The sequence below is a fragment of the Prevotella illustrans genome (assembly GCF_017426725.1).
Lineage (GTDB): Bacteria > Bacteroidota > Bacteroidia > Bacteroidales > Bacteroidaceae > Prevotella > Prevotella illustrans.
Map to the genome: position 1 here is coordinate 81,174 of NZ_JAERMS010000002.1, position 22,091 is coordinate 103,264.

General features: G+C 42.2%; 18 protein-coding genes. 10 read left to right on the top strand and 8 right to left on the bottom strand.

From position 1 onward, the window contains the following. Positions 1–44: 44 nt before the first annotated feature. The 3 genes from JHU38_RS01190 to mnmE are packed head-to-tail and all read left to right on the top strand — an operon-like array spanning position 45 to position 3,480. A complete protein-coding gene (locus JHU38_RS01190) occupies positions 45–1,217 on the top strand; it encodes a hypothetical protein (RefSeq protein WP_107582506.1) in 1,173 nt (390 codons plus the stop codon). A gap of 5 nt (positions 1,218–1,222) precedes the next feature. Beyond that, the gene (locus JHU38_RS01195) at positions 1,223–2,092 is read left to right on the top strand and encodes a nucleoside phosphorylase (RefSeq protein WP_107583128.1); all 870 of its coding nucleotides are present in this window, start codon (positions 1,223–1,225) and stop codon (positions 2,090–2,092) included. Beyond that, positions 2,092–3,480, top strand: coding sequence for a tRNA uridine-5-carboxymethylaminomethyl(34) synthesis GTPase MnmE (gene mnmE, locus JHU38_RS01200; protein WP_107582505.1), 1,389 nt, complete (start codon positions 2,092–2,094; stop codon positions 3,478–3,480). Before JHU38_RS01195 ends, mnmE begins: the two co-directional genes overlap by 1 nt. Positions 3,481–3,523: 43 nt before the next feature. On the opposite strand, the gene JHU38_RS01205 is transcribed toward mnmE, so the two are convergent. From JHU38_RS01205 to JHU38_RS01220, 4 genes are all read right to left on the bottom strand, one after another. Then, positions 3,524–4,489 carry a winged helix DNA-binding domain-containing protein gene (locus JHU38_RS01205; RefSeq protein ID WP_233246623.1) on the bottom strand — a complete coding sequence of 322 codons (966 nt, stop codon included), beginning with the start codon at positions 4,487–4,489 and terminating at the stop codon, positions 3,524–3,526. 40 nt (positions 4,490–4,529) lie between these two features. Next, on the bottom strand, positions 4,530–5,108 hold the full coding sequence (gene pdxT / locus JHU38_RS01210) for a pyridoxal 5'-phosphate synthase glutaminase subunit PdxT (RefSeq protein WP_107583127.1): 579 nt from the start codon (positions 5,106–5,108) through the stop codon (positions 4,530–4,532). After that, entirely contained in the window at positions 5,108–5,980 is an 873-nt protein-coding gene (pdxS, locus tag JHU38_RS01215; protein WP_107583125.1) for a pyridoxal 5'-phosphate synthase lyase subunit PdxS, read from the bottom strand. The genes pdxT and pdxS overlap by 1 nt, the downstream gene beginning before the upstream one ends. Positions 5,981–6,148: 168 nt before the next feature. Next, on the bottom strand, positions 6,149–7,225 hold the full coding sequence (locus tag JHU38_RS01220; protein WP_107583123.1) for a bifunctional hydroxymethylpyrimidine kinase/phosphomethylpyrimidine kinase: 1,077 nt from the start codon (positions 7,223–7,225) through the stop codon (positions 6,149–6,151). 247 nt (positions 7,226–7,472) lie between these two features. Here JHU38_RS01220 and JHU38_RS01225 point away from each other — a divergent pair, with 247 nt between their 5' ends. Continuing rightward, complete coding sequence (locus JHU38_RS01225) at positions 7,473–7,850, top strand: YccF domain-containing protein (protein ID WP_107582503.1); 378 nt, start codon at positions 7,473–7,475, stop codon at positions 7,848–7,850. 48 nt (positions 7,851–7,898) lie between these two features. Further along, a complete protein-coding gene (locus JHU38_RS01230) occupies positions 7,899–8,819 on the top strand; it encodes a DMT family transporter (RefSeq protein WP_107582502.1) in 921 nt (306 codons plus the stop codon). A 16-nt stretch (positions 8,820–8,835) separates the two neighbouring features. Here the strand turns inward: JHU38_RS01230 and purN are convergent, their stop codons facing one another. Further along, positions 8,836–9,420, bottom strand: a complete 585-nt coding sequence (gene purN, locus JHU38_RS01235; RefSeq protein WP_107582501.1) for a phosphoribosylglycinamide formyltransferase — start codon at positions 9,418–9,420, stop codon at positions 8,836–8,838. A gap of 228 nt (positions 9,421–9,648) precedes the next feature. Here purN and JHU38_RS01240 point away from each other — a divergent pair, with 228 nt between their 5' ends. Together JHU38_RS01240 and JHU38_RS01245 are read left to right on the top strand one after the other, a co-directional pair. Beyond that, the gene (locus tag JHU38_RS01240; RefSeq protein WP_107582500.1) at positions 9,649–10,206 is read left to right on the top strand and encodes an NAD(P)H-dependent oxidoreductase; all 558 of its coding nucleotides are present in this window, start codon (positions 9,649–9,651) and stop codon (positions 10,204–10,206) included. A 605-nt stretch (positions 10,207–10,811) separates the two neighbouring features. Then, positions 10,812–11,201, top strand: coding sequence for a rhodanese-like domain-containing protein (locus tag JHU38_RS01245; protein ID WP_107582499.1), 390 nt, complete (start codon positions 10,812–10,814; stop codon positions 11,199–11,201). 40 nt (positions 11,202–11,241) lie between these two features. Here the strand turns inward: JHU38_RS01245 and JHU38_RS01250 are convergent, their stop codons facing one another. Continuing rightward, positions 11,242–12,732 carry a glycoside hydrolase family 10 protein gene (locus tag JHU38_RS01250; RefSeq protein WP_107582498.1) on the bottom strand — a complete coding sequence of 497 codons (1,491 nt, stop codon included), beginning with the start codon at positions 12,730–12,732 and terminating at the stop codon, positions 11,242–11,244. Between the two features lie 140 nt (positions 12,733–12,872). Between JHU38_RS01250 and JHU38_RS01255 the strand changes: the two genes are divergently transcribed. Genes JHU38_RS01255 through JHU38_RS01265 form a run of 3 tightly spaced genes read left to right on the top strand, consistent with a single transcriptional unit; the run spans position 12,873 to position 21,031 of the window. Next, positions 12,873–14,912 (top strand): DUF5686 family protein, encoded by a 2,040-nt coding sequence (locus JHU38_RS01255; RefSeq protein WP_232369794.1) that lies wholly within the window; start codon positions 12,873–12,875, stop codon positions 14,910–14,912. Positions 14,913–14,942: 30 nt separating this feature from the next. Then, a complete protein-coding gene (locus JHU38_RS01260) occupies positions 14,943–18,128 on the top strand; it encodes a UvrD-helicase domain-containing protein (RefSeq protein WP_107582496.1) in 3,186 nt (1,061 codons plus the stop codon). Further along, positions 18,125–21,031: a PD-(D/E)XK nuclease family protein gene (locus JHU38_RS01265; protein ID WP_107582495.1), complete on the top strand. Its 2,907-nt coding sequence runs from the start codon at positions 18,125–18,127 to the stop codon at positions 21,029–21,031. Before JHU38_RS01260 ends, JHU38_RS01265 begins: the two co-directional genes overlap by 4 nt. Here the strand turns inward: JHU38_RS01265 and JHU38_RS01270 are convergent. Further along, the gene (locus tag JHU38_RS01270) at positions 20,995–21,684 is read right to left on the bottom strand and encodes an HAD family hydrolase (protein ID WP_107582494.1); all 690 of its coding nucleotides are present in this window, start codon (positions 21,682–21,684) and stop codon (positions 20,995–20,997) included. The two genes, JHU38_RS01265 and JHU38_RS01270, sit on opposite strands and share 37 nt — an antisense overlap. Beyond that, positions 21,681–22,013, bottom strand: a complete 333-nt coding sequence (locus JHU38_RS01275; protein WP_107582493.1) for a cupin domain-containing protein — start codon at positions 22,011–22,013, stop codon at positions 21,681–21,683. The genes JHU38_RS01270 and JHU38_RS01275 overlap by 4 nt, the downstream gene beginning before the upstream one ends. Positions 22,014–22,091 lie beyond the last annotated feature (78 nt).

Consider the following 22,091-nt stretch of genomic DNA (forward strand, 5'->3'; position numbering starts at 1 on the left):
CTGCCGTTTATTTCATATTCATAAAATAGCATTATTGATTGTCAATGAAGAAATTGTTAGTCATTCTACTGGTTTGCCTGATGGCTATTCCCGGAAGTGCGCAACGCAAGGTGTTGAAGAACCGAACCGTCACTGCTGCTTCTAAAAAAGGAAAAAGTCTGCCGGTTGCGGCGAATTCTCGCCCAAAGGAACACTTGTTACCGAAAGAGTTGCTTGCTTCGACCGCAAAACTAATGTTTGTCGACAGTATTGTTGTCGAGAAAGATGATTTTTACAAATATATTCCATTGCCGGTGGAGATTGGTAAATTTGTCGCAACAACACCTACTAAGAAACAAGATCTCGTTGGAGCCGCGTTCATAAACGGACTGGGTAAGCAATGCTTCTATGCTGCAGGGGATACGATTTCATCTTCTCTTTTCTGCATGGATCAACTCGCTAACGGCTGGGGAGAGCCTAAGAAGATGGAAGATATTGATAACAACTTTAACTTTGTAGGCTATCCTTGTCAACAGTCTGACGGCATGACTCTGTTCTTTGCTGCGAAAGACAAAAAAGCATTGGGCGGTTATGATATCTTCATGACACGCTATGACCGTGAAAAAGGTTCATACCTGGTACCTGAGAATTACGGATTGCCCTTTAATTCTACAGCTAATGATTATCTGCTGGTTATAGACGAGCCCGACTCACTGGGCTGGTTGGTTACCGACCGTCGTCAGCCGGAAGGCAAGGTATGTATCTATACCTTTGTGCCAACAAAGGTCCGGCAGACCTATGAAGTTGATAACTTGACAGAAACGGAGCTCTACAATTTTGCCATCATCAACAGAATAGCAGATACTTGGCAGTTTGGTGATCGACAAGCAGCCTTTAAGAGACTGAAACGACTTAGACAAGGAGCAGAGACTTCAGTTACTCGAAGATTTTCTTTTCCCATTGATGATCATACGATTTATACGAGAAAAGAAGATTTCAAGGAACCACAGAATATTCGACAACTGGAAGAATATCAAGCAGGACTGCAACGATTAACAGAGCTTGAACAGCAACTGAATCAGTTTTGGGACAAATACAAAGAGAGTGGTGAAGCTCTTAAAGCCAATTTGACGGAGAAAGTAAGGATGTTGGAGAATGAATATATAAAATTAAATCTGCGCGTAAAGCGTATTCATAAAAGTATTATAAATTCAGAAAACAATCTAATTAACAATTGAGCATCATGAACTATTATCCAGAATCAGAACTAATTATCAATCAGGATGGAAGTATCTTCCATCTGCATTTAAAGCCGGAACAACTGGCAGACAATGTTATCCTTGTAGGCGATCCGGGCCGAGTTCCTCTTGTTGCGTCTCATTTCTCAGAAATAGAATGCGAGGTAACAAGCAGAGAATTTCATACGATTACGGGACGTTACAAAGGTAAGCGCATCACGGTGCAAAGCACAGGTATCGGCTGCGACAATATTGACATTGTTGTGAACGAAATGGATGCTTTGGCTAATATCGATTTTGAGACACGGACCAATAAGGACCAATTAAAATCATTAACATTCGTACGCATTGGCACATGTGGCGGTTTACAGCCAAATACGCCTACCGGCACTTTTATCGCCAGTGCAAAAAGTATTGGCTTTGACGGTTTGTTGAATTTTTATGCAGGACGCAATGAAGCGTGTGATTTGGAATTTGAAAAAGCGTTTAAGTCACAAGTCAAATGGAACGACCAAATTGGCAATCCCTATGTTGTAGATAACGATCCGGAACTTCTTGACCGTATTGCAGCCGATGATATGATTCGCGGTGTAACAATCGCCTGCGGAGGCTTCTTTGGCCCGCAAGGAAGAAAGCTACGGTTGCCATTGGCTGATCCTTATTTAAATCAAAAGATTGAGCAATTTTCGTTTAACAATCTCAAGGTCACCAACTTTGAAATGGAAAGTTCGGCACTTGCCGGCCTAAGCAAACTGATGGGACATAAAGCTTTAACATGTTGCATGGTGATAGCCAACAGAAGAGCCAAAGAGGCCAATACCGGATATAAGAACACGATTGACGGGCTCATAGAAAAAGTTTTAGAACGTATTTAATGGGGAGCGATACTATCTGTGCGTTGGCCACATCTACCGGTGGGGCTATTGGTATAATCCGAATCAGCGGTGACTGTGCTATCAGCATTGCCGATTCGGTATTTATAGCTAAAAATAAGAAACCGCTAAATCAAGCCAAAGGCAACACCTTACATTATGGTGAGATATATGACCAACAAGGTACGCTCTTAGATGAGGTCGTTACCAGCGTCTATCGTGCGCCACATAGTTATACGGGGGAAGACAGTGTTGAAATTTCCTGTCACGGTTCACAGTATGTTCTACAGGCGGTGTTGCAAGCGCTTATCGATGCAGGATGCAGGCAGGCGCAGCCGGGTGAATATACCAAACGGGCCTATCTGAATGGGAAAATGGACTTGAGCCAAGCTGAAGCTGTGGCTGACTTGATCAGTTCGTCCAATAAAGCATCGTATAAGTTGGCGCTAAGTCAGCTGAAAGGACATTTCAGTAGTGAACTGGCAACTTTGCGTGAGCAACTTCTCAAGATTACATCTCTGTTGGAATTGGAACTTGATTTTTCAGACCATGAAGAATTAGAATTCGCTGACAGAGGTGAACTGTTGGAACTTGCCCATAAGATTCAGAATCGTATTTCAACGCTTGCCCACTCATTTGAAACAGGGATTGCTTTAAAAAAAGGAATACCCGTTGCCATTGTTGGCCAAACGAATGTTGGAAAAAGCACCTTGCTCAATCGATTGCTCCATGAAGAAAAAGCGATAGTGAGCGATATTCATGGGACGACAAGGGATATTATAGAAGATACGACCGTCATAGAAGGAGTAACTTTCCGCTTTATAGACACGGCGGGTATACGCAAAACACAGGATACTATAGAGCAATTGGGAATAGAGCGTGCGTATAAAAAGCTGGAAGAGGCGACTATCGTTTTGTGGGTTATTGATACCTTGCCCACAAAAGATGAAATAAAAGGCATGTTGAATCGGACCGTCGGAAAACAGCTCATCCTTGTACATAACAAAATAGATAAAGAAACAAATAGTAGTAATCGTCCAGTTATTCTCTCCTGCGGTAATAACAATATTTTTGCCGCGGAGGTGTTTATTTCTGCCAAATTAAATCAAGGCCTCCAAGCATTGGAAAAGGCTATCTATGAGAGTGCGCGTATTCCGGAAATCAGCGAAGATAGCATCATCGTAACAAATGCACGCCACTATGAAGCCCTTACTCACGCAAACGAAAGTATTTCACGAGTTCTCCTGTCCATGGAAATGGGCCTTAGTGGCGATCTGATCAGTGAAGATCTCCGCATTTGTCTTGAGCAACTCGCGGAGATAACAGGCGGTCAGATAACAACAGATGAAGTCTTGGGAAATATCTTTCAACACTTTTGCATCGGCAAATAGACTTAGCTGTCTGATACTTGCCATTATTTCACAAAATGCTTTTTTACCTTGTTTGAAATCTCATATAAGTAGTCCATTCTTCATGTATATCCCTATCGTGTTCTCCCGTGAAGAATTCCACTTGGCAAGTATCTTTAAAGGGGCTCCAGTTACCACATACCCGCCCGTCATGGATAATGACAGGTTGGAATATCCCATTATTGTTATAAGCCTTGTGCTTGTGTTCGGGCGCCAACACGATATCGCGACTCTTATAACCTATTAAATACTCATCATAAGGGGGAATCAAAAGATATTTCCCCTTACGAAATCCTCGCGTACGCCCATCGTCTGTTAGATAAAAGTCTCGGCCATCCCATTTCTCAAGATGGATAGTTTTACCCAACAATGCCATGCCTCTGCGGCAATCTGTGATATTCAGTCCCGACCACCATACGAAATCCTCCAATGTTGCAGGTTGATGGCTCTGAAAATATTTATAGGCAAAACGCATTAAAGCCTCATCCCTGTCGATTTGGACCGGTGCCCCTACCCTGTCTGTCACCAATGCGTAAGTAACCTTCCCAGGCAATAACTTTCCACTACAAATAATTCCAGCAAATTCAGCCATTCGGATATGATATGATAATCGATGGGCGTCCATTCGCACATCCTTTTCCGCCAGCGACTGAATAAAGTCCTCTTTCGTTGCACTGCCCTTGTCTGCCGCCGTTCGGACAAGGATATCACGGATGCGCATTAGCTCCTCTTCCGTAATAACGACTTTATTACTGCTCATCCATCCTTTGGTCATCGCTATTGCCTTGGGAGCGCAAAGGGCAAGCCAAGCCCAATAGTCGGTAGCCGCAACCAACTGCCACGTCCCACGCTGCAAGTGCAGACGAATGATTTTTCCACTGTCAAAAGCCTTTTTGAATGCCTCAGCAGATGGTTTACGAGTTCGCATAGCTACAGCCCATCGCATCATACGATATTCCTGAGCCTGCATAGCCCCCATATAATCAACCACTTCAACCGGAGTATTAAACAGAGGACAAATAAGTTGCTGATTAAGAAGTCGAAGCGTGATTGGATTCATATTTGAAAGCTCTACACATGTCTATGAACAACCGATGAATACGTTCATCCTCATCCAGTTCCGGATGGAAGGCTGTTACCAGCTGCTTTCCCTGACGGGCGGCAACAATACGCCCATCCACCTCGGCCAATATCTCCACATCAGTATCGGTTTCAGCTACAAAAGGAGCACGGATAAAAGTCATCGGAACACGACCTATTTCCTTGAATTCCGCTATTGTTCTAAAACTTCCCAGCTGCCGTCCATAGGCATTACGTTTGGCCAAGATATTCATAGTATTGAGATGAACGCGATCAAGCATGATAAGCCCGGCGCATGTTCCAAAGGTAGGTAAACCATGCGTGATGGCTTCACGAATCGGTTGCGACAATCCTTCATCCGAGATTATCCGCATCATGGCCGTACTTTCACCACCGGGAATAATCAACCCATCCTTTGTCTGCTGCCAATCGGCGGCATTACGCACGAAAAAAGAGTCGATCCCTATTCTTGAGAGCATTTGCCGATGCTCGGCAAACGCTCCCTGAAGAGCCAAAATCGCAATGCGCATCATTTGCCCCTTTCTGCCATGAGCAGTTGAATTTCGCTTTCATTGATACCAACCATTGCCTCACCTAAGTCTTCACTTAGCTCTGCCAGAATCTTTGGATTCTGATAATTAGTTACGGCCTTGACAATAGCTTGCGCACGCTTTTCAGGATTCCCACTCTTAAAGATTCCGCTACCGACGAATACGCCTTCTGCTCCAAGCTGCATCATAAGGGCCGCGTCCGCGGGTGTAGCCACGCCACCGGCAGCAAAGTTAACGACAGGGAGTTTGCCATTGGCACGAACATATGCTACAAGTTCAAAAGGAACACGAAGTTGTTTGGCTGCTTCGTAAAGCTCTTCTTCCGCAAGTGAGGTGAGCCGACGAATCTCACTCTGCATCATACGCATGTGTCTGACAGCTTGAATGATATCTCCCGTTCCGGGCTCTCCCTTGGTCCGAATCATCGTTGCCCCCTCGTTGACACGCCTCAAAGCCTCACCTAAATCTTTGGCACCACAGACAAAAGGAACCTTGAATTGGCGTTTGTCAATGTGATAAATGTCATCAGCAGGCGAAAGCACTTCACTTTCATCAATATAATCTATCTCGATAGCCTCCAAAATCTGAGCCTCCGCAAAATGACCGATACGGCATTTTGCCATGACGGGAATAGTCACGGCCTCCTGGATTCCCCGTATCATTTTAGGATCGCTCATGCGACTCACGCCTCCCGCGGCACGTATGTCGGCAGGAATTCTCTCTAAAGCCATCACGGCACAAGCGCCCGCAGCCTCTGCTATGCGTGCCTGTTCAGGTGTTGTAACATCCATGATAACGCCACCTTTCAGCATTTGAGCCAACTGGCGATTAAGTTTTGTTCTGTCTTCCATTTTCTTTAATTTATGATTTTCGGCAACAAAAGTCAGCATAATCTTCAAAACAAGGAAGAACATGTTCCTTTCCTGCAAAAGATTGCTCTGAAAATCACAAGTAAGATATTTCTATTATTTCACGACGGTTGTATGATGAAGAAAAATTATCATATCATACAACTGAAATCACAATCCTCTATACGCCGAGGGGCTGCGCCCTTCCTGGCTCTTAAAGAACCTGCCAAATAAAGCCTGCGATGAGAATCCAAGTTTATTGGCAATCTCTTGAATGGTCAATCGAGAAGAATCAAGCAAAACCTTGGCCTGACTTATCACATAATCAGCAATTACCTGTTTGGGTGTTTTGGCTACCACCTTGTCCGTTATTTGGCATAAATAGCGGGGAGTAATACATAATTTTTCCGCATAAAACCGCACATCATGAGCCGTCTGATAGTTTTCGGCGATTAAAGAAAGAAACTGGTTATAAATATCAGAGGGGCGCAGACTCTTGTTTTCCGCAGATACCGCGTAAACAACCTGACTATGTATATACTCATGTGCCTTACTGATGGCTTGCTCCATGTCATCACCAAATCCCAGACGAGTTGCTATCGCGGCAGACAAAGCTCCACCGACTCCATGCCGTCGCCAGCCTTCCGTATTATAAGAGGTAAAGAACTTTTTCTTATTTTGCCCATAGAGAAGCGCGGTCAGCTGTCCCCGAACATGGCTTCCCCCACGTAACAACACCCATTGAGCTCCCATCTCATGTAGTTGTCGGGCGGCATTCAGCATATCTTCATCCGACAATATGGGTGTTTTAAGTATCAATTCCGCTTCTTTACATTTGAGCATGAGCAAAGATGTTTCCGGTATCAGATAATTCCGGATGGCTGCCAGTGTTTCGTTGTCAATCAATCTCCTCCCACTCGAACTGATGATTCCCGGATCGAGCACTATATATTTACAACTGATGATTTCGTTACGTAGTGGTGAGATAACATCGCTATCTCCCAACAAACCTACTTTGGCAACGGCCGGACGCATGTCATCAAGAACAGTTCTTACTTGCTTCAATACCAACTCTGCAGATAGATGCGAAATATCTATAAGCGACTGGCTATTCTGAATCGTAATGGCCGTGACTGCCGTCAATGGATAACCGCCCATATCGGCTATGGTTTTCACGTCAGCCTGTACCCCAACGTTTCCGCTACAATCTGACCCCGTGACACTTAAAACCGGTACAATTCGCTTCATTGTTGACTTGAAATAATATGGTTTTACTACTGGTTGGTGTAAATTATATAGATTCCTCATGACAAAGTTACTGAAAATAAATAGAGAAAAGAGCGCCTTGAGGTGAAAAAAGATAAGTGTCTTAGGCCGGAATCCGGAGAATAGCCTTACTTTTGTAACGCCTATCCTGCTGAAAAGGATAAAAACGTGAATCAATCATAGAGATTGACAATAAATAATAAGAACTTTCTCTTTTATTCATTAGCACATGAAAATAATCGGAAATATTATATGGCTGCTTTGCGGAGGGCTTCAATCAGCTATCGGCTATTTTACAGGCAGTTTAGTATTAGCCATTACTATTATAGGAATTCCGGTCGCGTTGCAGACATTTAAGATTGGTTTGCTTTGCCTATGGCCATTCGGGTCCACAGTCAAAGAGGCTAAGGCCCCCGGCGGGTGCATCACTGTTCCTTTGAATATATTATGGTTGATATTCGGAGGATTGTGGGCTTGGCTTTCCCATGTCTTCTTTGGAATTCTGCTATGTATCACCGTGATAGGGATACCTTTTGGCAAACAACATTTTAAGATGGCAGGATTGGCATTGGCACCTTTTGGCAAAGAGGTAGAGTTAGGCTTATAAAAGGGGGGCCATGTGGCATGATTAAAGATTAAAATAAAAGGATATCAAATGACAGAACCAAATACCAGCATCTTTCAGCGCCCCCTATTCGTGTCTTTGTTTGCCCTGTTGGTTGCGATAGCTTGGGGATGGGCCTATCCGCTCATCAAGCTCGGATTTCATGAATTTGGGATTACTCCCGGCATGACGGGTAGCAAAATGCTCTTTGCGGGTGTACGGTTCAGTCTGGCCGGAATCATAATTCTCCTTGCCGCAAAATCTACTCATCGAACATTCAGATTAAAGAAGGCGGGGAGTTGGTGGTATATTTTGTTATTTTGCTTGATCAATACAACTCTCCACTACGCGTTTTTCTATTTCGGCCTTTCTCACAGTGCGGGTTCACGGGCGGCAATCCTCAACTCTATGAGCGTCTTCTTGGTTGTCATCTTCGCATGCGTCTTCTTTAAAAGCGACAAGATGACGCTGCATAAACTTCTTGGTTGCATACTCGGTTTTGCGGGAATCCTGTCCTTAAATCTTGGTTCTGTAGACAGTGGACGTTTCACATGGTTGGGCGATGGTATGATCATACTGAATGCCTTGTGTGGCGCTACCGCCTCACTGATGATTCGGGGATTGGGGCAGCGTATGGATGTCTTTGTCGGAACAGGCGTGAGTCTGACCATAGGAGGCGTATTGTTGATAATGCCGGGTGTCCTGTTGGGTGGCCATTTCCCACAAATAACGATTTTAGGCTGTATCTATCTTCTTTTCTTGATAGGTATCAGTACTTTGGGATTCACGCTATATAACAAATTGTTGACATGCAACCCGGTGGGTAAAGTCGCCATTTACAATTCGCTTATTCCCATTGTCGGCGCGGTTACGTCTTGCATTTGTTTGCAAGAACCGTTTTATTGGAAATATGTCATTGCGGGTCTCCTGTCCGCTTCGGGCATATTCATTATTAATCGATATAAAGGATAATCTTTTGTTTCTGTTGTTATAAACGACAACTATCCAGAACCACACTCTCTACCACTTTGGGGAAATACGCCATTTCCAGCTCATGCTCCTTGGCCGCAATCGTTTCTATTGTGTCGGAAGATGAAAGAGGCGTCTTGTACTGCGCAATAATTTCGCCGCCATCACATTGTTCCGAAACCCAATGCACCGTCATTCCGGTTTCTTTCTCACGCGCCATGAACACCGCTTCATGTACATGTATGCCATACATCCCCTTACCTCCGAACTTGGGCAAGAGCGAAGGATGAATATTTATCATTTTCCGCCGGTACCTCCGGATCAAATAAGCGGGTATCATTTGCAGGAAACCGGCCAATACGATAAACTGAATATCAAAGTCGCGAAGCAATGGCAACAGTATCTCCGCGTTACTGAGATCAGCTTTAGAAATAATTCTCGTTTCTATCTGGAGGCGTTCCGCTCTTTGAAGCACATACGCCCGGCTCTTGTCGGAAACGACTAAAGCCACTCGGATGGTTTCGGAATTTTTAAAATAGCGTATTATATTCTCGCAGTTAGTGCCATTGCCCGAAGCGAAAATGGCTATGTTGATTGTTGACATACGATAAAAGATAAATGGAGCAGTTTATATTGTAGTCTTTATAAAGGATAATTCCAATTTATAACTTTTCGAAAGTTGATGCGTTGCAAAGTTATAATTATTTTCTATTTATAGTGTCAAAATAATGTAATAGATGCAAACTAAATGAACTTTTATTTCGCCGGTTTAGAGATTCGTACTATTTTTGTAGCACAACGAAACAAAAATATACAAATTAAACAATAAAAGATGAAGAATGTATTAGTAATCTCAGGTCATACGGACTTGAACGACTCTGTCGCCAACAAGATTGTGTTGGAGGAATTAAAGAAGGCGCTTCCCCAGGCGGAGTTTGACATTTTGAGCGAGGAATACCCGACTTTCAATATTAATGTAGAGGCCGAACAGCACAAATTGAGAAAAGCTGACGTCATCGTATGGCAGTTCCCTGTTTTCTGGTATAGCATGCCCTCTATCCTGCATCGTTGGATCGAGAAGGTTTGCGTACATGGTTTTGCCCACGGTTCAACAGGTACGGCACTCGAAGGTAAAAAACTGATTCCGTCATTTACGACCGGCGCGCCTGAAGTCTACTATTCGCATGAAGCCTTGGGGTATACAATAGACGAACTTATAGGCTCACAAATCAAATCGATTGCCGGATTGTGCAAACTCGATCTACAACCTTCGGTTTATACCGGAGGTGTATCTTATGCCTTGCGAAGTGACGCACAGCAACTCGAAGAAATCAAAAAGCTCAGCAAGGAGCATGCGGAACGGCTTCTCGAGCAAATCAAACAAGCTTAAAAAGCGACTTTCTTATAGACCATAATTGACGATCGGAATAGAGACATATAGCCCTATTCCGATCGTTTTTTGTATTTATAATCTACAGTCTCTTATTTAAAACGGGCTGCAGACAGGCGTAAGGTACACTACCCCACCATATTTGAGGATAATGGTAGGACATGATGGTCATGTTTTGTTAAGTTTCATTACCATAAAAAGGTGTGTATTAAAATCTTCAAATAGATTGGAATAAGGCTATTAATGAATAATTGTGAGGTCGAAATTCAGGTATTGAGAGGTCATTTGAGCCCATTTGATCGTAAAAGCATAGCTATAAGCAGCCAAAAGCAGTGCTTTTACCGGCCAAAAGCTATGCTTTTAGTTAGTAAAAGAGGGCTAATTATAACGTAAAAGCATGCAAAACGAGCCATCCAAGAAGCGCTTTTTAAGAGACATAACGCCTAACTGTTTGATATTCAGCAATATGTAACTTCGCGTTTAAATTGATTATTTGCGGCCGATTAGTGGCTCAAGAATAATAATGGCACTATTTTAGTACCTTTTGTAAAATATTATCGCAAATTCTTTGTATTTTTGCACCGAACAAAAATGTATGGAACATTATGAAGAAAATTGTTTTGGCGCTCATGGGCGCAATCGCCTCGCTGAGTAGTTGCAATCATCAAGATATTCAAACTGTCGACGCGGACCGGTTTGAATCAATGATATCACTCAATAAAATACAATTACTCGACGCACGCACGGCCGAGGAATATGCCGAGGGCTTTATTCCTAATGCCGTCAATATTGACGTTAAGAAGAGTGATTTTAAAGAAAAGGCCGAATCTACCTTCGACAAGAGCAAGCCTATTGGCATTTACTGCCGTTCGGGCAAGCGAAGTCTGGTAGGCGCCAACATACTCGTAAAATCGAAGTTTAAGGTTGTGAATCTTCGAGGAGGTATCATGGAATGGTCAGCAAAAGGCAAGACTATCAAGAGTAACCGAGAATAATCTTGCCAAACTATTTTTCTTTTATGAAGTTATAATCCGCTTATTCTTTTAAGCGGACTTTTCTTTTGGCTCCTTTGCTCTCGTTACTCATGCGATCAAGGGCTGTTACGATATAGATACAACGACCTTTTGCCGCTGTCGCAGGCAGCTTATACATGGTTTCAGTTGTTATATTGACGATCTTTGACGGATCGGCCAGATTGACGGCGTCATTTGTCTCAAATCTATAAACCACATATTTGGCGGCAATATCACCCCATTTCTTACCTCGTGGAGCAGTCCAGAACAATACCGGACCGTCATCTGTCGTGATTATTTTCAGTTTTCGGGGCTTTTTAGGAGCTTTTCCGTCAATAAAGGGCATGCGTGGTGACAAAGCCGGATATTTCCAATAATAATCGCGAAGTGTAGAGCCGATATTGCCGATATTATCAACCGCCGCCTTGGCATACCATAAAACAGTGCCTTGCACGTTTTTCATTTGCTGGTGCAAATTATGCTTTGCCGGCAGTTGATGGCTGTTGGGATTGGCCGGATCCGGGAATTTTGAAGTTCTGACGATATCTTCTCCAATAAAAAGAGGACGATTGGAGGCATAACGATTCCACCAGGTAATCAGTGTTTTATAGTCTGCGGCCTTGTTTCCTATCTCCCAATAGATTTGAGGAACCGTGTAATCGACCCATCCTTTATTGACCCAGAAAAGCACGTCGGCATAGAGATCATCGTAGTTTGACAAACCATGTGTGTCGCTGCCATTCAGAGGGTCCTGCTTCTTGTTCCGATAAATGCCAAATGGTGATACGCCAAACTTAACCCAAGGCTTGATGGAATGGATTGTATCATTCAGTTGTTTGATAAAAAGATTGACGTTATCGCGTCGCCAATCCGCAATATCTCTGAATCCGTTGTTTTGCTGTCTGAAAGTCTCCCGGTCAGGAATGGGCTGTCCTGCGGCAGGATAAGGATAGAAATAGTCGTCAATATGAAAACCATCAATGTCATACCTGCGGATAATATCGGCCGCGACTTGACAAATATAACGCCTGTTTTCTGCCAGTCCGGGGTTAAGGATATATTGTTGATCGTATGCGAATACGCTTTGTGGTCTCGTTACCGCAATATGGTTTGAAGCCAGCTGCGATGTCGATTTTGTCTTGGCTCTGTAGGGATTGATCCAAGCGTGAATTTCCATACCACGTTTATGACACTGCTCAACCATCCAGGCCAAGGGGTCCCAATAGGGCGATGGTGCCCTACCCTGTTCACCGGTAAGAAAACGACTCCATGGTTCATATTTGCTGGGATAGAGCGCATCGCATTCAGCCCTAACCTGAAAGATGATCGCGTTGACGCCATCACGCCGGAGTTCATTCAACTGTGACGATAAAGTAGACTGCATTTTTTCTGTGCTTAAACCCTGGAACTGGCCATTGACAATTTGAATCCAAGCACCTCGAAATTCCCGTTTATTCTGTGCTTCCAATTGAACAGACACGAAGATAAGCAGGAATAAAAGATAATTCTTCATTTCATTCTTTTTTATTTCGCTACAAAAATAATTATAAATTTTGAGATGTAGAAAAAATCTTATACATTTGTAGCTCGATGAAAGCACGACTTATACATAACAGATCACTAACTTTATTGTTGTTAGTGATTATTTTAGCAATGCGCTTTCTGCCATCGAGAAGTATCGAGCGGCCCGATTCTTTCATGCTCAGCAAGATACTCAACTATGCCCGGCAGGTTGATACGACAAACAGCCACGGCCTTACGACATACGCCTATACTAAATATACACTAACGGTAAGTAGGCGAAACCTGGTACTTTTGGCCGTCCCAAACATGTATGCCATTGCCCATGGGAAGAAACGCAAATATGTCACAGAGACGTATGAGAAAGTAATCTTCAACGGCGCGAAAAAGTACGACACTCAAAAAATACTTGAATTGACGACAATTCCACACCGTCAGAAAAGCATGTCGACTGTTTTAAAATACATGACCCCCGAAATCTATGATGAAACTGTAATTGATAATACTATTTTTTCTCCCTTCCACATCAATAATTACAAGTTTTACAAATATAATATCATATATCTGCCTAACCGAATCGTAAGAGTTACGTTCAAGCCCAGGTACAAGAACACGCAGCTTGTCGAAGGGCAGGCTATGGCAAACTATGATGACGGTAAAATCATCAGCGCGACATTTAGCGGTGAATATGATATGATCAGATTCAACATGATCATTTACATGGGTGAAAATGGCATCAAATCGCTTATGCCTAAGGATGTGCGGCTCTTCTGTAATTTTAATTTCATGGGTAATCATACGAAAGGCAGTTTCAGAGCTGTATACGATCTGCCTCAAATCAATCTGGACTCATGCGCTACCCTTGACGACTTTCACTACATGGAGCAGTTGCGACCTATTACCTTAAACGCCGAGGAACTTCAAATTCTTTCGCAACATGTGCGGGAAAGAGCAGAGCACGCCCTTCGGCAGGATTCTTTAAAGAGCAAAACTCCCAAACTTTCAGCTATTATATGGGATATGATCGGAGATAATCTCATCAATAGAATCAAGAGTAACTTCGGTAATAAAAACCAAGGTTATATCCGTATCAACCCGATTATGAATCCGCTGTATATGGAATATGATCACAAGCGAGGCTTCACGTATAAAATCAATGTCAGAACAAGCTACCTTTTTACACCAAACCGCGAACTAAACCTGCGATTTAAAGCCGGATACGCATTCAAGCAAAAGCAGTTTTATTTCGGTATTCCATTGTACTTTTATTATAATAAGCGCAGAAATGGCTTTTTAAATATAGAAGTAGGAAATGGCAACTGGATTGGAAACCAATGGATTAAGAATAGCGCTGATCAGGCAATAAAAGAACAGCATGAATCTCAACCTCAGGCTACGCCCCCCAATGATCCTATCTCAAGAAGACAGGAAGACAGAAGAGCTTTTTTCAAAAACACCCATTTTAAAATCGCGAATAATTATGATATCAGTGATAACTGGAGTTTTCAGGCAGGTTTTATCTATCACTGTAGATCCGCGGTAGAAAAGAGTTTTTACAAGAAGGCAAAACTTCCCACTGTTTACAAATCTGTGGCGCCTATGATTGAATGGCAATGGCGGCCGACAGGATGGAATGGTCCCTATATCACATTAGGCTGGGAGCGGGGTATCAAGAAGTTTTTAAACGGGGATATCAATTATGAGCAATGGGAATTGGACGGTCAGTGGATTCTAAAGCCTACGAAACTCCATGCCATTCAGATGCGCATGGGCACTGGATTTTATACACGAAAAGATGGGCATGCCTATTTTTTAGACTATTCTAATTTTAGGGCGAATAACATTCCAGGAGGATGGAATGATGATTGGAGCTGTGAGTTCGCGCTCTTAGGCAGTGAAGAGTATAACATGTCCAACTGGTACGTAAGAAGCAACCTGACGTATGAGAGTCCAATTCTTGTTGTTTCACATCTACCATGGGTTGGTAATTTCGTTGAAATGGAGCGAATCTATTTGAGTTGCCTGACAGCCAAGAAGTTACACCCCCATCTTGAAGCGGGATTAGGATTTACGACCCGGCTATTCAGTATGGGATTGTTTGTAAGCAGCAGAAACGGAAAGTTTAAAGAATGGGGATGTAAGTTTGGTTTTGAACTGTTCAGACGTTGGTAGTAATCATCGAATGATTTGAGGAGATAATTTATGGCGAGTTTGACAATATATAGAGCCAGTGCCGGTTCTGGCAAAACATTTACGCTGGCTGTAGAGTACATGGCTTTGTTGATTAGCAATCCCCATGCCTATAAGCATATTTTGGCTGTGACCTTTACCAACAAAGCCACCGAAGAGATGAAAATGAGGATTCTTTCACAGCTCTATGCCTTAGCATACCTGCCGAAAGAGGACAACAACAATTATCTGTTACAGATAAAGGCTAAAACAGGACTGGACGACGCGACCATCCGCCGCCGAGCAAAGACGGCACTACAGCTTCTGCTTCACAATTATAACTATTTCAGAGTTGAGACGATAGACGCGTTCTTTCAAACCGTACTGAGAAATCTGGCACGCGAACTTGAGTTGAACGCAAATCTGAACATCGCGCTGAATGATCAACAAATAGAGGATGCTGCTGTGGATGAAATGATAGAAGAACTCAACGAACACGCTCCCGTACTATACTGGATCATGGAGTATATTTCTGATACGATGCGTGATGATAAATCATGGAATGTGATTGGGAAAATAAAAGAGTTTGGAAGAAATATTTTCCGTGATGATTATAAAGCTAACGTTGCAGGATTAGAGCATATATTTAAGGACAAAGAATTCTTCTATCGTTTTAAAAAGCAATTGAAAGATATTGAAGATCAAGGCATTCATTCCATAATCGAGCAAGGGAATTCCTTTTTCGGCATACTCGAAGAGCATGGCATTTCTACAGACGCTTATTTAAATAATGTCGTTAATTACTTTGCTAAACTAAAGGCCGGTAAGTATCAGGACGTAAACAAACAGGAAATTTACAATAAAACGATGCAAACGGCCGCATCAGGGGCTGACGGATGGGTAAGGAAAGCAGACAGAGTTAACGGGAACGCCGCCTATGACTTGGCTCAAAATCAATTGGTCGTTTTTTTACAACAAACAGAATCGTTGCGGACAAGCCAATTGCGACAGATATTTACTGCGCAAATAATCAGAAAACATATTGATCAGTTACGCCTATTGAAACAAATTGAAGACAAAGTAAGAGAATTAAATAATGACCATAACCGCTTTTTATTGAGTAATACACAAACCTTGTTGCATGAGCTGATAGGGCAAAGTGATTCTCCTTTTGTTTTTGAGAAAATAGGAATGCAATTGGAACACATCATGATCGATGAGTTTCAAGACACAAGTAATATCCAATGGAATAACTTCAAAGTGCTGCTTCAAGAGTGTATGAGCCATGAAAATGCTTTCAACTTGATTGTTGGCGATGTAAAACAGAGCATATATCGCTGGCGAGACGGAAATTGGCAATTACTCAATAATCTGGAAAAGCAATTCAACAGCAGTCAACTCAATTCGCAAACCCTAAGAACGAATTATCGTTCTGACAGCAATATCATTCGTTTTAATAACGACTTTTTCACCTTTGCGAAAGAAGAGGAATATAAGACGCTTAAAGCTGACAATCCGGTAGAGGCTGAAGAGCTGCTGAAAGCTTATGCAGATGTAGTTCAACTCATTCCGGACCGGAATAAGGAAGAGAAGGGATTAGTTGAAATAAAACTGATAGACAGCAAGTCAGAAGCCTATCACCGTGAAACATTAGAACTTGTGGCCGGTCAAGTGCAGGAGCTTCTTGACGAAGGGATTGCCGAAGATCAGATAGCCATCCTTGTCCGTACAAACCCGATTATTCAGGAAATAGGCGATTATTTCATGGAATATATGCCCCATGTGAGACTTGTCAGCGACGAAGCTTTTCATTTGGACGCTTCGCTGGCGGTCAATATGATGATCGAGGCCATGCGTGTCATCGTCGATCCAAGTAATACCCTGGCTAAAGCGGCTCTTCTATTAAACTATCGCAAAAACATCAAAGGTTTTGATGGGCCGGTATCAGAAATACTAATAAGAGATAAGAGTATAGATGACCAGCTTCCAACAGAATTTATAGATCGTCTGGAAAACTTGGCCGTAATGCCTATTATGGAAATGGCAGAAAGCGTGTACCAGGTTTTCGAACTCTGTTTGTTGGAAAAACAAAGCGCGTATATTTGTGCTTTCTTCGACCAGTTAGGCGAATATCTGAAAGACAATATAACAGACATTGGGTCTTTTTTGAAGTATTGGGATGAAGACCTGCATAAAGTATCAATCCAAAGCAGTGAGCACAAGGGAATTCGGTTGATTACCCTCCACAAGAGCAAGGGCTTGGAATTTGATAATGTACTCATGCCATTCTGCGATTGGCCCATGGAAAAACAGAATGTCATCTGGTGTAAACCAACCGAAGCCCCTTATAATCAACTTAGCTTGGTTCCTGTCGATTATAACAAATACAAGATGACAAACAGTATATTTGACAAAGACTACAAGCTGGAGCACTTACAGAATGTCGTAGATAACCTTAATCTGCTTTATGTAGGATTTACCCGGGCTAAAAGAAATCTGTTTGTCTATGGACAAAAAAACAGTAAAGCCGGTAGCCGATCTCAAATATTACAGCAATATATTCAAGGTGACAATTACCGTATGGGAGCACTTGATGTGCCTCGGCCTAAGCGTGAGCAGAAGATTACGGTCGCGAAGAATGTCTTTGAGTCGATACCCCGTGATATTACCATTAAGATAGAGAACTTTAAAGCGATTGTAGACTTCAGGCAAAGCAATAAAAGCAAAGATTTTGTTACAGCAGAAGCAGAGGATAGTTCCGCAGAACAACGGCAATACATTCAACTTGGCAATGTATTTCACCAGATATTCGCATCTATCAAAACAACACAGGATATTCCGAAGATCCTTGCGGACTTGGAAAAAGAAGGAATTCTCTTCGACAATTATTTGACGAGAGAAAAACTTACATCCATGCTTGAGAAACGCTTTAGTAATAAAATAGTAAAAGACTGGTTTTCAGATAAGTGGGAGTTGTTTAACGAGTGTACTATTCTTCGTTATGATCCTATTACGGATCAAGTGATAGAAAGGCGTCCGGATCGTGTGATGAGTGACGGAAAAAGAATGGTTGTTGTCGACTTTAAGTTTGGAAAAGAGCGAGAACAATATAAAGATCAAGTGAAAGAATACATGCAACTGCTTCGAGATATGGGATATCAACAAGTTGAAGGGTATCTTTGGTATGTTTACGCAAATCATATAGAGCAAGTATTATGAACACATTCCTACACGATGTCGCCAATGACATTATTCAAAAATACGGTACCAACCTGTCAAGAATAGCAGTCGTCTTTCCCAATAAACGAGCTTCTTTGTTTCTGAACCAGTATCTGGCTAAATCGGTGGATAAACCGCTATGGAGTCCGGCGTACATAACCATTAGTGATCTGTTCCGACAACATTCGACTAAAGTCGTTGCAGATCCTATCAAGTTGATTTGCGATTTGCATAAAAGTTTTAACGAAGTGACGATGCTGAATGAATCACTTGATCACTTTTATGGATGGGGGGAGTTATTATTGTCGGACTTTGATGATGTTGATAAAAACATGGGGAATCCGCAATTGATATTCTCCAATTTGAAAGATATCCACGAGTTGGATAATCTGGAATATTTGACAAGCGATCAACTTGTTGCGCTCAAGCGTTTTTTCAGTAATTTCAGTGAGGAACAAGATTCAGAGTTAAAGAGGCGTTTCCTACAATTATGGAGCAATATTGAATTGATTTACAATGATTTCAAAAAACGACTTGCGCGACAAAACATCGCTTATGAAGGGATGCTTTACCGCGAGGTTGCCGAACTGCGGGATATTGAGTTCAAGTATGATTTATATATTTTCGTAGGGTTCAACATGATGCACAAGGCGGAGTTAGCTATCTGCGATAAACTACGAGCAATAGGGAAAGCAAAATTTTACTGGGATTTTGACCGGTATTATATGCCAAAAGAAAAAGAAAGCGAAATAGATCAAGAAGCCGGTCGCTACGTAGCTTCCTATCTGCGCAACTACCCTAATGAATTTGACAATCACGATCCTGCCATATATAACCATTTTACGGAACCCAAGGCTATAACTTTTGTCAGTTCGGCCACGGAAAATATTCAAGGACGCTACGTAAGTCACTGGTTGCAACAGGGCCGGCGTATGGAAGACGGTTCCCAAACAGCTATCATTTTGTGCAATGAAGGGTTATTGCAAACGGTTATTCACAGTTTGCCGTCGACATATTCTGATATCAGCGGGGAAAAAGAGCTAAAAGTGAATGTTACAACCGGTTATCCGCTTCAGCAATCTCCCGTTTCTACATTTGTCAAATCGTTATTTTTGCTTCAGACAGAAGGCTATAAGGCGGATCTTAGAAAATATAGATGGTATTGGGTAAAGAAAGTCTTAGGCCACCCCTATAGCGCATATCTATCAGAGAACATACATGAATTGCTGATTAAATTGAATGATAGGCCCAGAGTTTTACTTCAAAAAGAAGAGCTTGGAGATGATGAGGGCACGCAACTTCTTTTCAAACCGGTGGAAGGGAATGAGGCGATCTGTAGTTGGATATGTGAGGTGCTACAGTACTTAGGAATAGCCGTGGCCAAACAAATGAACAATCGTCAAGAAGCATTAGATCCCCTACTGCAGGAGTCACTCTTTAGGATGTACACGCTGATGAATAGGCTGCTTTCTCTCATTCAATCCGGCGATCTGTCGGTAGATGTCATGACTTTACAAAGTCTTTTACAGCAACTCATAGCTTCCACAGCCATTCCGTTCCATGGTGAACCTATCATAGGGGTACAAGTGATGGGAGTGCTGGAAACCAGAAACTTAGACTTTAAGCATGTTTTGATTCTTTCATGTAATGAAGGAAATATGCCCAAAGGTGTCAATGACGCTTCGTTTATCCCCTATTCTATACGTAAGGCTAATGAACTTACGACCATCGATAACAAAGTAAATATCTACGCGTACTATTTTTATAGATTGCTGCAGCGTGCCCAAGACGTAACTATTCTTTATAACAACGCATGCAACGACGGTCAAAAGGGAGAAATGAGTCGCTTTATGCTTCAGCTGTTGGTTGAAAGTAATCATCCCATTAGGCGGGAAAACTTGAATGCGGGCCAGACACCGCTCTCTCTGATGAGTGCCGGTATAAAGAAGGATGAAAACGTAATGAAGGTTCTCGATGGGATGGAAAAGATATCACCATCGGCATTAGGAGTATATTTAAGATGCCAGTTGCGATTTTATTATCAATATATTGCCGGAATAAAACAACCTGATAATCAAGAAGAAGAGATCGACAACCGCATTTTCGGCAATATATTCCATAGAGCGGCAGAATTATTATACTTACCTTATACAGAGCGTGGCAATCGGATAGAATTAGAAGATCTTCAGCAAATCAAAAAGGACGAGCTTGCTTTGAAACGATTGATAGATCGAGCCTTTAAAGAAGAGTTCTTTAATTCTTCCGCAAATGAGCAAGTTGAATATAATGGGCTGCAACTGATAACTCGGCAGGTGATCTTATCCTATATGAAGAATCTCATCGAACTGGATATGAAGAAAGCCCCCTTCTTTGTTATTGGAACAGAAAAAGAGATAGATCTGTGGTATAACATAAAAGTTGGTTCGGCAGAAAGAAGAATCAACCTTTATGGCAAAATAGACCGATTAGACAGAACGGTTCAAGATGAGCTTCAGATTATAGATTATAAAACAGGCCGCGCAAGCAAAAGTATGGTCTTTGGTAGTGTAGACGAAATCTTCACTCCTAAAAGTGTTGACAAGCACGCAGATTATTACCTTCAAGCCATGCTCTATGCCCTAATGGTGAGCGAAGATACTAAAATCAATCCAAATAAAAGGGCTGTCAGTCCTTCGCTTCTATTCATTCAGAGCACATTCAATAATGATTACAATCCAATACTGGCTATTAATAAAAAAGAAATTACAGATATAGCGGACTACAAGGATGTTTTCACCGAAGAAGTTATGAGACTCGTCGCCGAAATACTGAATCCCGATAATAATTTTGAACCAACGGCAGAAACTCATCGCTGTACAAATTGTCCTTATAGGCAAATCTGTAAAAGCTCAGAAAAATGCTGAATCGTGATGAGGTCATTATGCACGAAATCGTCAACGCTCTCATGCAGCCATGTCGTATGAAACGGGATATGAACAGCATGCGCGCCAATCTGCAGCGCAGGGATAATATCGGACTTCAGGGAATTGCCAACCATCAATAAATCTTGAGGACGCGCATGCAAGGTTTCGCATAAGTTTTGAAACTCTGCCGGCGTTTTATCAGAAACGATTTTGACATGATGAAAATATGAGGTAAGGCCGGAGCGCTTTAATTTATTTTCTTGATCGAGTAATTCTCCTTTTGTGAATACTGCCAGCTTAAATGGTGTATGCTTCCGAAAGAAGTTCAATGTATCTTCTACTTGTGGCAGTGGATGCGCAGGAATGTTAAGCAGGGACTTGCCAAGAGTCACAATGTCTGCGATAGCTGACGCCGGAATATCCCCCCTACTCATTTTTATCGCATTCTCAACCAATGAAATGGTAAATGCTTTACAGCCATATCCCAACGCCGGCATATTGGCGGTTTCGGTCTTAAACAGGCAACTCTTAACCTGCTCTGCCGTACCATAAGCAGATAAGATAGAAGTATACTGTGTTTCAACCTTATCAAAATAAGATTGACAATCCCACAATGTATCATCTGCGTCAAACGCGATAACTTTTATTTTCATCGAAGTTCAGGAACGATTGCTAAATACTCGACATTTTCTGTCGTTTCATTCACAAAGTGATGTTTATGGCCCTTGGGACAATAATGAACTTGTCCCGCTTCTGCCCATTCTTTCTCACCATCATAATAAAAGGTCATTACACCTTTTAAAATATAAATCACCTCACAGTTTACTTCATGCGGATGGTCGCCGCTGGAAGCACCGGGCGTGAGGACACTCTTCATAATCTTAATGTTGTCATCCACATAGTTGTGTGTCCGCAACTCTCCCTCTCCGCCTTTGAAACCCAGAATGCGTGTTTCCGGTATGTCATTAAAATCTATTATCATAATTTTTGCGTATAGTTAGTTTTCGCAAAATTATATAAAATCCATGTCGCCACAAAATACTTTTATACTAAATTCTAA